Source organism: Pseudomonas fluorescens, assembly GCF_000967965.1.
In the GTDB taxonomy this organism is placed as follows: Bacteria; Pseudomonadota; Gammaproteobacteria; order Pseudomonadales; family Pseudomonadaceae; genus Aquipseudomonas; species Aquipseudomonas grandcourensis.
The window spans coordinates 15,514-28,979 of the sequence record NZ_LACC01000038.1 but is presented as its reverse complement, the minus strand read 5'-3'; the positions used below and the strand labels follow the sequence as shown (position 1 = coordinate 28,979).

At 57.7% G+C, this 13,466-nt stretch carries 13 protein-coding genes; 4 read left to right on the top strand and 9 right to left on the bottom strand.

The window, feature by feature from the left end; translation table 11 throughout:
• Positions 1-47 precede the first annotated feature (47 nt).
• Positions 48-836 carry an SDR family NAD(P)-dependent oxidoreductase gene (locus VC35_RS25275; RefSeq protein WP_046043303.1) on the bottom strand — a complete coding sequence of 263 codons (789 nt, stop codon included), beginning with the start codon at positions 834-836 and terminating at the stop codon, positions 48-50.
• Between the two features lie 69 nt (positions 837-905).
• The gene (locus tag VC35_RS25270) at positions 906-2,000 is read right to left on the bottom strand and encodes an alkene reductase (protein ID WP_046043359.1); all 1,095 of its coding nucleotides are present in this window, start codon (positions 1,998-2,000) and stop codon (positions 906-908) included.
• A 221-nt stretch (positions 2,001-2,221) separates the two neighbouring features.
• On the opposite strand from VC35_RS25270, the gene VC35_RS25265 reads away from it, so the two are divergent.
• Entirely contained in the window at positions 2,222-2,800 is a 579-nt protein-coding gene (locus VC35_RS25265) for a TetR/AcrR family transcriptional regulator (protein ID WP_046043302.1), read from the top strand.
• Positions 2,801-2,836: 36 nt separating this feature from the next.
• Here VC35_RS25265 and VC35_RS25260 read toward each other — a convergent pair whose 3' ends face one another.
• The 3 genes from VC35_RS25260 to VC35_RS25250 are packed head-to-tail and all read right to left on the bottom strand — an operon-like array spanning position 2,837 to position 5,213.
• Positions 2,837-3,733: an alpha/beta fold hydrolase gene (locus VC35_RS25260; RefSeq protein WP_046043301.1), complete on the bottom strand. Its 897-nt coding sequence runs from the start codon at positions 3,731-3,733 to the stop codon at positions 2,837-2,839.
• A 13-nt stretch (positions 3,734-3,746) separates the two neighbouring features.
• On the bottom strand, positions 3,747-4,748 hold the full coding sequence (locus VC35_RS25255; protein ID WP_046043299.1) for an NADP-dependent oxidoreductase: 1,002 nt from the start codon (positions 4,746-4,748) through the stop codon (positions 3,747-3,749).
• A gap of 9 nt (positions 4,749-4,757) precedes the next feature.
• A complete protein-coding gene (locus VC35_RS25250; RefSeq protein WP_046043297.1) occupies positions 4,758-5,213 on the bottom strand; it encodes a DUF2147 domain-containing protein in 456 nt (151 codons plus the stop codon).
• An 84-nt stretch (positions 5,214-5,297) separates the two neighbouring features.
• Here VC35_RS25250 and VC35_RS25245 point away from each other — a divergent pair, with 84 nt between their 5' ends.
• Positions 5,298-5,981 carry a TetR/AcrR family transcriptional regulator gene (locus VC35_RS25245; RefSeq protein ID WP_046043296.1) on the top strand — a complete coding sequence of 228 codons (684 nt, stop codon included), beginning with the start codon at positions 5,298-5,300 and terminating at the stop codon, positions 5,979-5,981.
• Between the two features lie 153 nt (positions 5,982-6,134).
• Here the strand turns inward: VC35_RS25245 and VC35_RS25240 are convergent, their stop codons facing one another.
• From VC35_RS25240 to VC35_RS25225, 4 genes are read right to left on the bottom strand one after another with little or no spacing between them, the layout of a single operon-like run.
• Positions 6,135-7,841, bottom strand: a complete 1,707-nt coding sequence (locus VC35_RS25240) for an FAD-dependent oxidoreductase (protein WP_080925389.1) — start codon at positions 7,839-7,841, stop codon at positions 6,135-6,137.
• A 60-nt stretch (positions 7,842-7,901) separates the two neighbouring features.
• Entirely contained in the window at positions 7,902-9,362 is a 1,461-nt protein-coding gene (locus tag VC35_RS25235) for a class I adenylate-forming enzyme family protein (RefSeq protein ID WP_046043295.1), read from the bottom strand.
• Between the two features lie 38 nt (positions 9,363-9,400).
• Complete coding sequence (locus VC35_RS25230; protein WP_046043294.1) at positions 9,401-10,327, bottom strand: alpha/beta hydrolase; 927 nt, start codon at positions 10,325-10,327, stop codon at positions 9,401-9,403.
• Positions 10,324-11,298 carry an enoyl-CoA hydratase/isomerase family protein gene (locus tag VC35_RS25225; RefSeq protein WP_046043292.1) on the bottom strand — a complete coding sequence of 325 codons (975 nt, stop codon included), beginning with the start codon at positions 11,296-11,298 and terminating at the stop codon, positions 10,324-10,326. The genes VC35_RS25230 and VC35_RS25225 overlap by 4 nt, the downstream gene beginning before the upstream one ends.
• Positions 11,299-11,494: 196 nt before the next feature.
• Between VC35_RS25225 and VC35_RS25220 the strand changes: the two genes are divergently transcribed.
• A complete protein-coding gene (locus tag VC35_RS25220) occupies positions 11,495-12,343 on the top strand; it encodes an SDR family oxidoreductase (protein WP_080925388.1) in 849 nt (282 codons plus the stop codon).
• A 223-nt stretch (positions 12,344-12,566) separates the two neighbouring features.
• Positions 12,567-13,226: a winged helix-turn-helix transcriptional regulator gene (locus VC35_RS25215; RefSeq protein ID WP_046043291.1), complete on the top strand. Its 660-nt coding sequence runs from the start codon at positions 12,567-12,569 to the stop codon at positions 13,224-13,226.
• Positions 13,227-13,466: the final 240 nt, after the last annotated feature.

Below are 13,466 nucleotides of genomic sequence, written 5' to 3'. Positions count from 1 at the left end.
TCGATTGAAAGTGACGACGCCTCTACCCCTGCGCGTCGTCGGAATACTTACGAGGGCGTGCGATACCGCTCTGCTACATGCGCTTGTCTAATGTCTGAAATGAGCGCTTGTCGCGCGGCATCCAGAGCGGTCCAGCGACTTGCGTCATGCAGTGGCGGGATGGTCACAAGCTCACGCCGATCGAAGCCCACCAGCGCGGCATCCACCAGCTCACCCACCTCCATCAGTTCCGGCAGCGCATTGATGTCGATGCCCGCACGCCCCCAAATCTCCGTGCGGGTACCGGCAGGAAGCACAGCCTGGACATAGACGCCTTTGGGCGCGAGTTCCAGACTCAGCCCCTGGGATAGGAACAACACAAAGGCCTTGGTGGCGCCATAGACCGACATGCCGAACTCCGGCGCCAAGCCAACCACTGAGCCGATATTGACGATCGCGCCTTCACCAGCCTGCGCAAGCCGAGGGGCGATAGCGCTGGCGAGTCGCACCAACGAGGTTGTGTTGAGCGCGATGAGTCGAGCGACATCGTCGGTCGTCTGCTCGATGAAGCTGCCAGACTGGGCTGCCCCGGCGTTGTTAATGAGGATGCCGATGCGCGAATCATCGCGCAGGCGCGTCTCGACGACGGCCAAGTCGCCGGGCTGGGTGAGATCGGCCTGGAGGATATCGACAGCGACGCTGTGTTCCTCACGCAGGCGAGCCGCAAGCGTCTCCAGCCTGACTTTGTCGCGGGCAACCAGCACCAGATCGTGGCCGCGACGTGCCAAGCGCTCGGCATAGGTGGCGCCGATGCCGGAGGAAGCGCCGGTAATCAGGACTGCGGGATGGGTAGTCATGTATTTGCTCTCTTGATCAGGTGAACCCATGTCGGGCATGCAACGTTCAAAGTCGACACCGCGCCAGTGTTACAGGGCACTGGCGTCGCCGAGGGCCGGATAGTCGATGTATCCCGCAGCACCACCACCGAACAGCGTGGTCGGATCGAACGACGCCAACGGCGCTGCGGTTTTCAGACGTTCCACCAGATCGGGGTTGGCAATGAATGGGCGCCCGAACGCGAAGAGGTCTGCCTTGCCTTCGGTGAGCCGGGAGGTAGCGAGATCCAGGTCATAACCGTTGTTGGCGATGTAGGTGTTCCTGAATCGCCGGCGCAGGGAATCAAAGTCGAACGGTGCGACCTCGCGCGGCCCGCCGGTCGCGCCCTCGACGACATGGAGATAGACGATGCCCAAGGCGTCGAGCTGATCGACGAGGTAGTCGAACTGCCCCTGTGGATCGCTGCTCGAGACACCATTGGTGGGCGAAACCGGCGAGATACGAATGCCGGTGCGCTCGGCGCCGATCTCACCCACCACTGCTGCCGTCACCTCCAGCAGCAGCCGAGCGCGATTTTCGATCGACCCGCCGTAGGCATCGGTGCGTACGTTGGCACCGTCCTTGACGAACTGGTCCAGCAGATAGCCATTGGCGCCATGGATCTCGACGCCATCGAAGCCTGCGGCAATAGCGTTTGCTGCGGCCTGGCGGAAATCGTTGACGATCCCGGGCAGTTCGTCGAGCGCCAGCGCCCGAGGCTCGGAAACGTCGACAAAGCTGTTGTTGACGAACGTCTTGGTTGCGGCCCGAATGGCCGAGGGCGCCACCGGAGCGGCGCCGTTCTCCTGTAGATCAACATGCGAAACTCGTCCGACGTGCCACAACTGCAGGAAAATTTTCCCGTTCTTCGCATGGACGGCATCGGTGACCTCACGCCAAGCGTCGATCTGCGCTTGCGAGTAGATGCCGGGCGTATCCTGGTAGCCCTGCCCCTGCTGAGAAATCTGTGTGGCCTCGGAAATCTGCAGGCCGGCCGACGCCCGCTGGCTGTAATACGTTGCAGCGAACTCGCTTGGAACGAAGCCCGCGCCGGCGCGGTTGCGCGTCAGCGGCGCCAGGACCACCCGGTTGGAGAGCGCCAGGGAGCCGAGGGTGTAGGGCTCAAATAAAGTTTTTTCGGTCATGCCTTGTTTCTCCCACGTTGACTGATGGTCGTTGTTGTGAGTGTGCATCGCCATACGATCGGCGCTTTCAGGTGGGCGGCGTTCATGGCCTGAGCCCTTCCAAAGTTAGCGAGCCGTTATGATGTCGATCATAATCTTATCCGTCAATAACTTTGATTATGATTGACATCAATGTATATTGACCGCCTGACAGTCAGCAGATTCAAAAGAGGCATGTGGGTATGAGAGTCACCAAAGCGCAGGCACAAGCGAATCGAGCGCACATCGTCGAGACGGCCTCCGCCCTGTTTCGTGAACGCGGCTATGACGGTGTGGGGGTGGCGGAACTGATGGCCGCTGCCGGGTTCACCCATGGCGGGTTCTACAAGCACTTTCGCTCCAAAGCCGATTTGATGGCTGAAGCAGCGGCGAACGGGCTTTCGCAGAGTCTGGTCAATAGCGCAGGCCTCGACGTCACCGAGTTCGTCAATATTTACATGTCACGGGCTCACCGTGATGGCCGCAACGTTGGCTGTACGATGGCAGCCCTCTGCGGGGACGCTGCGCGTCAGTCAGAGGAGATCAAGGCAACGTTTGCCGACGGGATCGAAAGCTTGCTGGCAGCCCTTGAGCCTGGGGATTCGCTGGGCGACGTGGATCCGCACACAGTACGAGCACAGATGATCGACATGCTTGCCCATGTGATCGGCGCAGTCGTGTTGTCGCGGGCTTGCCCGGATGATTCCCCACTGACGGATGAGATTCTGGAGGTCTGCCGCGAAAAAACTCTCGCGACACTGTCACCGTCGCAGTCCACGTAGTCGTTGCCTCAGCGGCAATCCCGAGCAGGGAAGTTTTCAGCAAGACTGCAAGGGATGGCTTGCCAAAAATGCGGCGACTCGCTCAACGACCTCGTCTGGCCGGGAATCAGCAAAAAAATGTCCGCCCACTATCGCAAAGGCCTCCATCACTGTGCAGCGATCCACCCAAGTGGCGGGTAAATCATATTGCTTGGCCATCGCACCCGAGGCGCCATAGAGAATCAGCGCGGGCGCGGTGATACGTCGTCCGGAGCCTGACAAATCGTCCTCCAGATCCACAGTGAGCGTGGCGCGATAATCGTTGCAAAACCCAGCGATCGTCGCCGGATCACGCCAGGCTTTCCGATACGCCGCCAGTTGGTCTGCATCGAAATCCTCCGGCCCTGCGGCACCCCAGCCGAACAGGCAACTCTCGAAGAAGAAATCGGGATCTGCCTCAATCATGCGCTCCGGGAAGGGTGCGGGCTGAGAAAGGAAAAACCAGTGCCAGTAACTGTGGGCTACGTCCTTGCGCAGATCTGTCAGCATCACAGCCGTAGGAACGATGTCCATTAGCGTGACGCTCGCCACCTTGTCTGGATAATCCAGTGTCATCCGGTATGCAGTGCGCGCACCACGGTCGTGTCCAACAAGATGGAACCGTTCATGCCCGAGCACACACATCAATTCGGCCTGATCCGCAGCCATGGCGCGAAATCCGTAGTTCGACAGATCCGGTTGAGCCGGCGGCTTAGACGATGCGCCATACCCACGCAAATCAGCACAGACAACCCGATAGCCACGCGCGACCAGCCCAGGTGCGATACGCGCCCAGAGTGCCATGGTCTGCGGAAAACCATGGAGCATCAGTATGGGTTCGCCTGTACCCGCTGCAACACAGGCAATTTCTACATCACCTGCGGTAATTCGGTGCGTTTCGAAGTTTTCGAACATGGACGTCGTCTCGTTACTTTACCTTGACGATGACCTTGCCTTTTGCCCGGCCGGTTTCAACATAAGCCAAGGCATCCGGGGTCGATTCGAATGGAAAAACCCGATCCACCACCGGGCGTATGGCCCGGGAATCGATGAGCGCGGTAATCTTGCGCAATTGCTCACCGCTGGCTCTCATATAAAGAAATGAATAGCTGACACCACGACGCTTGGCTTTTTTCCTGATCCCATAACTCAACAGACGCATGACCAGTTTCAGGAACCCGGACAATCCAGCGCTTTTCGCAAAGTCCACATCCGGTGGTCCAGAGATTGAGATGAGCTTTCCACCCGGCTTCAGGATGCGTAACGATTTTTCGAGAGTCTCTGTGCCGAGGCTGTTCAAGACCACATCGTAGTCGTGCAGGATCTTTTCGAAATCGTCTTTGCGGTAATCGATCACGATATCCGCACCGAGACGCTTCACCCATTCGACATTCGCCGTGCTTGTGGTCGTCGCGACGGTCGCCCCCAGGTGTTTGGCCAGCTGAATGGCCAGTGTTCCCACGCCACCGGAGCCCGCATGGATAAGCACCTTTTGACCTTTCTTCAGGTTCGCTTTTTCGACCAGCGCCTGCCACGCGGTCAAACCAACCAGAGGGATCGAAGCCGCTTCTTCCATGGTGAGACCTTTCGGCTTGATCGCCAGCGAGCCTTGATCGATCGCAATGAATTCGGCGAATGCACCGATTCGATTGTCATCGGGCCGTGCATAGACCTCATCACCGGCCTTGAATTGCTGCACGCCTGAGCCGACCCGTACGACGACCCCAGCCAAATCATTACCCAGAATAAGCGGCATGCGATACGGCAAAATCATTTTGAACTCACCGTCTCGGATTTTTAAATCCAGAGGATTTACACCCGCCGCATGGATCTGGACAAAAACATCATCCTTGCCCAATTCAGGTTCTGGTATTTCGGTCGCCCGTAACGCAGCCTTTTTTCCATAGCGTTCGATAATGAATGCTTTCATCGTGCTTCCTTATTCCTGGCGTACCCAGGTTTGTGAGCGCCCTAATACCGGCACGCCAATGTAGCCGCGCACGCCGAGCTTTTTGCCGTTGTCGGTCAGGTAGACTTTACTGCTATAGACCTTGCCGTTATCCGGATCTAGGATTTGGCCACCGGTGTACTCTTCGCCATCCTTTCGCAAACCGGTCAGAACGGTCAGGCCTACAATCGGCACATTCTTGTTCACGCCTTCACATTTCTCGCACCTCGGACTCTGATTTTCTTTGAGAGCGGGAAACGCTTTTTCGATAATGCCCTTCAGAGTGCCATTGGATTCGGTGATTCGAATCAACGCCCTCGGCTTGCCACTGACATCGTCGATGTTTTGCCACAGGCCAACCGGCGAATTGTCGTCTGCCCACAGTGCCGATGACATGATTGCTGCTGCCAGGGTGAGTCCAAAGACACCTGTTTTGAGCGTACGCATTGTCTGAATCCTCATGATTGAGCGCTTGCAGATCTATAACGCTGTTATTTGATAAACATAACGCCGTTATGGCAGTATTGCAACATGACCACTGATAACTCACTCCCTAATGCCCCCACCCGCCTCGTCGAGGCAACCATCCGTGTGCTTGCGACCAGCGGCCCGTCCGAAGTCAAGGCCCGTTCGGTAGCGAGCGAAGCCGGCCTGTCGACGATGGGGGTTTACACACACTTCGGCGGAGTGCCGGAACTTCTACAAGCAGTCGCTGACGAGGGATTCAAGCGGTTGGCTGCAGTCTTCAAGCGTGTGCCAATCACGGATGATCCGATAACCGACTTATGTGCGATGCTCCTGGCTTGCCGAGACCTTGCACGAAGCAATCCCCATCTGTACGACTTGATGTTTGGTCTTTCGATTGACGGCAGATATAGCCCCTCACGAGGTACCATGACATCGATTGCAAATGGGCAATCGGAAGCCTTCAAGGCGACATACGCGATTCTGATCGACGCGTGCGCTCGCTTGGTTGATGCCAAATGCGTTCGCAAAATCGATCCTGCTCTCATCGCGCCACAGCTGTGGAGTGCCGCGCATGGATTCATCATGCTCGAACTCGCTGGCCACTTCTCAGGTATGGAAAATCCTGCTTCGCAGATCCTGGTAGCGACGTGTAACAACATTGTTGTCGGCTTGGGAGCGAAGCGCGAAAAAGTGGAATCTTCCACTGCTGGCGTCATTGCCGGGTCGGCAACTGCGCTAGAACCTTGAAAAAACCGCGCAACCATGCAGTCACGCGGTGCGAACAGTATTTCAGTTCAAGTACGCAGCCACTCGGCATGTTCAGAGGTTGGGTCAACCGGTTCGCTCATGCAGAGAAGGGACCGGTCATGACAGATGCTCGTATGCTTTGCGGCTCAGTGCTCATATGTGCAACAGGATAGGGATCTGTATCGAGGCCACGCGCTGATTATCAGGTTGGCCGGGCACGCCACTGGACGGTTTCGTAGCGACCGCTTCACCTCGCTCATGAACACCTTCGTTATTGCGGGCCTGTGGAATCTGCGCCATTGCGTACTCGGCAAGTGCCGTGATGGTCAACGCAGGATTAACCCCGGGATTTGCAGGCATCGCAGCGCCGTCACACACCAACATGTTCTGGTAACCAAAAACGTGCAGGTTCTGATCAATCACGCCGCGTTGGGCATCGGCGCCGATCACGGCGCCTCCCAGCACATGGGCTGTTGTCGGAATGTTGCCCAGCGCTTCCAGTACGTTGCTCTGGGCGATACCGCCCGTGTGCCTGGCCAACCACTGAGCGGCCTGATTACCCATCTCGATATACGTCGGATTTGGCTTTTTGCGGTTCTGCTCGGTGACGAGGCGATAGCCGCGGCCCAGCCAACGCTTCCTGGGACGCAGTGCAATCGCATTGTCCAATGTCTGCATCACCAGCAGCATCACCATGTGTCGGCTCCAGCCCCTTGGCCACATTGACTTGAGCCATCGCACCGGGTGCAACACGATATTCCCCAGCCACTTCAACGGCCGCGTCACGCGGTTACCCTTCCCGACCAATAGCGTGCAAAGCAAGCTCAGGAAGTCCGCGTTGCGACCATAGGTGAGAAACTCGATGTGGGTATCCTGATCGACGTGCACACTGCTGCTGGCGGTGACATCGTTCCAGGTTTTGCGGTCCTCGGGCAGGCGCACGTTCAGAACCGATTCGCTGTTGGTGCGCACCAGTTCACCAAGACGATCGCTGACCCGGGGCAACGAGCCGCCGTGTTTGCAGTTGGCCAGTAATTCGTTGGTACCGAGAGCCCCGCCGGCGAAGATCACTCCGCGGGTGGTGTAAGTATGGCGATCACGGGCGAACCAGGCGCCAGGGCGCTGGGTGGTCACACGGTAGCCGTCACTGCCATCGGCTGCCCCGATTGGGTTCACATCAACAACCTCGCGCTCTGCCAATATCTGCACGCCGCGTTTCTCTGCGAACCACAGGTAGTTTTTCACCAGCGAGTTCACGGCACCGACGCGGCATCCCACCATACAGGCGCCGCAACGTATACACCCGGTACGGTCAGGCCCTTCCCCACCGAAATAGGGGTCCTTGACGGTTTTGCCCGGTTCGCCAAAGAACACTCCGGTGGGTGCTCGGGTGAATGTGTCTTCGGTTGCGAAGTGTTGCGCCATCTCCCGGGCCAATTGCTGGTTCGTCGAGTCGAATGGCACCGTCTTTACCCCAAGCATGCGCTCGGCCGTATCGTAGTGAGGCTGCAATAGCCTGTCCCAGTGACCGAGCGCGCGCCACTGCACGTTTTTGAAGAACTCTGGCTTGGCGCGGTACAACACACCGCCATACACGGTGCTACCGCCACCGACACCCGACTGGCTGGGAAAAAAGACATGGCGAAACAGCGACATGCGCATGATGCCCTTCAAACCCAATGCGGGTGCCCACAGATACTTGTTGAACTGCCAGGCCGAGTTGGGAAGGTCTTCGTCGCGATAGCGACGGCCGCGCTCAAGTACCCCGACGCGATAGCCTTTCTCCACGAGGCGCAGCGCCGAGACGCTGCCGCCAAATCCCGATCCGATCACCAGCCAGTCGAAGTCTGCGTTTTTCATGATGTGTCCCCTTCTACGTGCCGGTTGCTTTTCGCCTAAAGTCCATCAGGTAATTACCTGTCAATCGACAGGTTCGGTCCACATCTTGCGCAGTCTCAACTTGTCGACTTTGCCCACGGCATTCTTTGGCAGGCTGTCGATGATGTTGATCGTGGAAGGTCGTTTATAACGCGTCAGCCGGTCAGTGCAGTGCTCATTCAAGCCCTCCTGGGTACCGGCGAATCCCGTACGAAACGCGACGTAGGCAACAACAATTTCGCCAAGGGTCTCGTGAGGGACACCAATCACTGCTGCTTCAAGAACCCCCGAAAATTCGAACAACACATCCTCGATCTCCTTCGGATAGATGTTCTCGCCTCCGCGAATGATCATCTCTTTAAGGCGCCCGACGATGGCCAGATAACCGTCTTCGTCGATCCGGCCAATGTCGCCAGTGTGCAGCCAGCCATCGACGATGGTCTTCGCTGTTTCCTCGGGCTTCCCAAGGTAACCGCGCATGACGTTAGGACCTTGAACCAGTACCTCGCCAGTGGCGCCCTGCGGCAAATGCACACCGCTCGGGTCGGCGATTGCAATGCGTTGCCCGATGAAGGGCAGCCCGACCGTACCGACCTTGCGTAGGCCGTCGAAGGGGTTGATGGTCGAAGCGCACGTGCCTTCGGACAGGCCATATCCCTCAAGCAGCGGAAAACCGAAGCGAGCTTCAAATTTTTTCAGTAGTTGCGCCGATGCAGGCGCCGCGCCGCAGATGCCATACCGAAGACTGGAGGTATAAGGTTTTACCTCACGAGGTAACGCGTTAAGCATTGCGTAGATGGTTGGCACTGCAGAGAAGTACGTGGGTCGAAGCCACTCGACATCCTCAAAAAACGTGTCGACGTTGAAACGCTTGCGAATCGAAACCCGACCACCGCTTGATAGCGGGACAAGAGTGCTCACCACAATGCCGTTTACGTGAAAGAGTGGCAGTATCAATAAACAGTGGTCTGCTGCCGTGACCTTGAGTGAGTTTCGTCCCATTTCCGACATGGCTTCAATATTGGCGTGATCGAGCATCACGCCCTTCGGCAGGCCGGTAGTGCCACTGGTGTAGATCAACAATGCCAGTGCGCCAGGCTCTTCAAAGGGTACACCGGTGTAGGACGCCCCCATTTCCAGAGTGGCGACAGGCAGAGACTGCAGATTCGGGACTATGACTTCGCCGCTGGCGTTGATGAGCAGCTTCGCCCCCGAATCAACCAGTTGATGAGTGGCTTCCTTGCTGGTCAGCCCAGGATTGATCGGCGTGACCGCCGCCCCCAGACGCCAGGCGGCGAACATCGCCACCACAAACTCCACCTGGTTGGGCAACATGATAGCAACGACGTCTCCAACGCCCACCCCCCTGTCCGCGAATACTCCCGCTGCCGCGAGGACTCTGGAATGGAACTGCCGGTTAGTCAGGTTGCTGCTGTCGTCAGCGATGCACAGACCATCAGGCTCTGTCACCGCGCGCAAATCTGAAAGTTTGGAAAAGCACATTATTGTTGTTCTCTCTGAAAGTGACGGAAACGCTTGAATCAATTGGCTGAAGAGCCGAGTAGATGTTTCGTCAGAAATTGAGTCTGATCCTTCACCAGTTCTTCGAACGCGTCGCCCATATAGAACTCGAAATGCCCCGCCGCGTAGAGTTTGGTTTCTCCATGCGGCGCCTTGCGCACCAAGGCGATCGTCTGTTCCGGTGGCGTGACGGTGTCAGTGGTGCTGACGCAAAACAGGATGGGGAGCTTCACCTTGGAGGCGGAGCGTCCGGGTCGATAAGCCATGATTTCCGGGAGCACCCGTGCGGCGACGTGATTGACGAACACCATCCCCTTCGGCACCAAGGCCAGATAACCCGGCAGGGCATCATGCGCATTCATCAAGGCTGGCTGACCGGGAACGGCAGCGATTGGCACCATCACGGGCGGGCGACCCAGTAGCCTGGCTGCAAAATCACGCAGGAGCACCGGCGTTACCTGCAGCGAACCCTTCACACCCAGCGCGGCAGCTGAAGCAAGACCGTCGGTAAAGGGGCACTGGCTGATAGCCGCCAGTAACTCGGGGTGTCGGCTGGCCACCGTGATTGCATGCCCTCCCCCAAACGAGCTTCCCCATACGGCAACCCGCCGCCCATCGACATCTGCGCAACCTTTGACGAAGTCCAGCGCGGCATCCCAATCAGCCAGTTGCCGCTTCACAGACATCAATTGTCTGGGCCGACCACCGCTGTCTCCGAAATAACGGTAGGTGAAGGCCAATGTAGCGATTCCCGCAGCAGCGAATCGCTCGGAAAAGGCGTCGAGGCGCATCTCGCGAACCGCACCAAGTCCGTGTCCGAGCACTACAATCGGCGGTTTCTCTACGCCGACCGGCAGGTAGAGCCAGGCTGAACAATAGGTTTCGCCCGAGTCAAAGCGAACATCCTGGCGAGTGAACGGGTAGGTAAGCGGTGACATTTGATTCATTTCCTCCCTCCCCCGTTTTGCAGGGGCAAGGAGCCTTGCTCAAGGGTTTGCTCGAAAATGGCCGGGTTGTAGAACGGCACGTTGCCGTCCCGATCGGTGCGCTCAAGGTATTCAACCATGAGCGATTGCGCAGTCTCGGTCGGCGAGATCTTGATGAATTCAGTACGCTCCATATGCAGCCCCTCGTCGAGGGTGGCTGACCCGCCGAAGTACACGGCTCGCTTGACTGCCTCAATCGCCCCTTTGGGTCGGGAACCCAGATGCCCGGCCAGCTTGACGGCACGATCAAGCAGCGCATCTGAAGCAACCACTTCGTCGATGTATCCTATTTCGAGCGCCTTCTGTGGCGACACCGGCCGACCTTCAAGCATCAGCATCAGCGCGCGATGGGCGCCGACCAGTCGAGGTAATCGCTGAGTGCCTCCGCCACCGGGAAGGATTCCAAGAAGCACCTCGGGCTGCCCGATGAAGAAATCGCCATCCGCCATCAGGCGGACGTCACACGCTAGCGCGAGCTCGCTGCCAAGTCCCAGCGCAGATCCATTCAGCGCGGCGACGAAAATGACGCCACTGCGGTTCATCCGTAAAAAAGTGTCGTGCAGCTTGTCGAGTTGCATCCCGCCATCCAGCGGTGTCAGAGACGCAGCTGACGCCAATGGCGCAATACCGCGAACGGTCTTGGCGGTTCGCGCGATCGCCGAGGCCGTACTGCGCCCGACCGACGGGATACTCTTTCCACCTTCCTGCAGCCAACGAACGTCTGCATGACCGATGAAACGCTCAGGATGAGTTCCGGTGAGCACCACCGCTGTTACCGCGGTATCGGACTCCAGCTTGTCCAATAGCGCCGCAAGCTCATTGGCCATGTCCAACCCCATCAGCCCGTGTGGACCTCCATCCAGCCGCGCAATCAACACAGAGCCACGGGACTCCATATCAAGGTACTCGGGCGGTGTATGCATCTTCGTCATCTATTGGATCCTCCGGTGACAAACGTAGAGAGCAAGCGCTCCCATCAGTATTTCCACCTCCTGACCAGTCATCAGATCAGCCAGAGAGACAGATAACACTGTTATTGCAAAACATAACACCGTTATATTACTCTCGCAATATGCACTGACCTGTACACAAAACCTCAATGCTCAGCTTCTGAAGGGAACCTCTGAAATGAAACCGCACATCACTGTGGTACAGAGCAATCAAACAGCCAGAAACCCGACTGAATCCCTTCTTCCTGAATGGAGACCAGCCATCTTCGTCACAGGCGCGGCTTCGGGAATCGGTCGCGCCTGCGCTGAGTTGTTTGCGCGGCGCGGTTGGTTCGTGGGGCTATACGATATCGATTCAGAGGGTGTCGCCGCGGTCGCCGCGACCCTGGGAGAGGGCAACGCCGTCTGCGGTGCGCTCGACGTGAGCGATCCCCAAGCCTGGAAGCAAGCGCTTGTGGATTTCTGGGCACATAGCGGCCAGCGGCTTGACGTGTTGCTCAATAACGCCGGGATTCTCGCCGCCGGGCAATTTGAAGCTGTACCGTTGACCAGACACCAGGCAATGCTTGACGTGAACGTTCAGGGAATGATCACCGGCTGTCACAGCGCCTTCCGGTACCTGCGAGGCACGCCCTGCTCTCATGTCATCAATATGGCCTCTGCCACCGCAATCTACGGACAGCCTGAACTTGCAACCTACTCGGCGAGCAAGTTCGCCGTGCGCGGATTCACCGAAGGACTCGACCTCGAATGGGGAAAGTTCGGCATTCGCGTGAGCGATATCTGGCCGAGCTTCGTAAAGACCGCAATGGCTGATGACTACGGTCGTATCCCCAGCGCCAGATCGCTGGGTATCCGGCTCACGTCGCACGACGTCGCATCGACCGTGTGGGCTTGCGCGACGTCGAAACGACGAATCCACAAGACCCACTGGACAGTCGGCATGCAAGCCGGATTCCTGTCGTTCGCTACACGTCTCGCGCCTGCGGCTCTGACCCGCTGGGTCGTCCAACGCATTGCGCGATAACGGACAGGCTCACGACACAACTATACTTTTTATATAGCGCAACCACAAAGCGAACGGTATAGTGAAATCAATAAGAATGACTCAACCTGTTCAGTGAGCGATACATGAAAGCGACCGTGAGATCAGCCGTCCAAGGGCCTGGAACATCGCCCAATTCCTTCGACTTGAGGCAGCAGTGGCTTTTCACTGTATTTCAACTGAGCGGAATTTTGTACAATGCGCCATGACAAACAAAACCTACGGTCAACTCTGCCCCTTAGCCCGGTCGCTCGACGTACTCGGAGATCGCTGGACGCTGCTCTTGATTCGCGAACTCCTGTTAGGTCCGAAGCGTTTCAAGGATCTGCTCGCGATCCTGCCTGCAATGGGTACAAACCGACTGTCCGAACGCCTGGCCATGCTGGTGCAGAACGGCGTCATTCAACAAGTCACCCTGCACACACCTTCCGCCACGCCCGCTTACGAGCTGACGGACTTGGGCGAGCAACTACGCAAGCCGGTGATCGCGCTGGGATTCTGGGGGTTGAGCCTGCCGATCGACGAACGCATCGATCCGTCCAGTGCTCGTGCGGAGCTCATAGCCCTGTGCCTGACAGGCTCGAACGATTCGGCAGCGAGCGCCGGTTTGCAGGAGTTGTACGAGTTCCAGGTGGGGGCGGAAGTCTTCCATATTCGAGTCAACGACGGGAACCTGTTGGCACGCTCCGGGCCGAGCGAAGAGCCCATCGACGTCAAAATACAATGCGACATGGAAACCTTCATTGCATTAGTCCTGCGCCAGATCACGCCAACTCGCGCCCTTCGCGAAGGTCATGCAAAGCTGTTGCAAGGGGATCGGCCAGCCTTCACACGAGTGTGCAAAGTACTCGAATACAAGCCCTAGGACTGCCGGCCTTTCCCCCTTCCCCTCGCGCCATGCGGATCGAGGGGGACTTGCCCGCCCGGCATCCGTCATTGCCTCTTTATCAGCGAGTTGCTTGCAGCCTTGTAACCGCGTCTGGCCCGAGGGTACTTGCCTGCCAGGCAAGGCTCTTCTTTCCATCAACGCAACTTGCAACCCCAAGATATATAAATAGGGCAATCGTCTGAGCCTGTGATATTCCAGAGAGGGCTTTGCAACTAA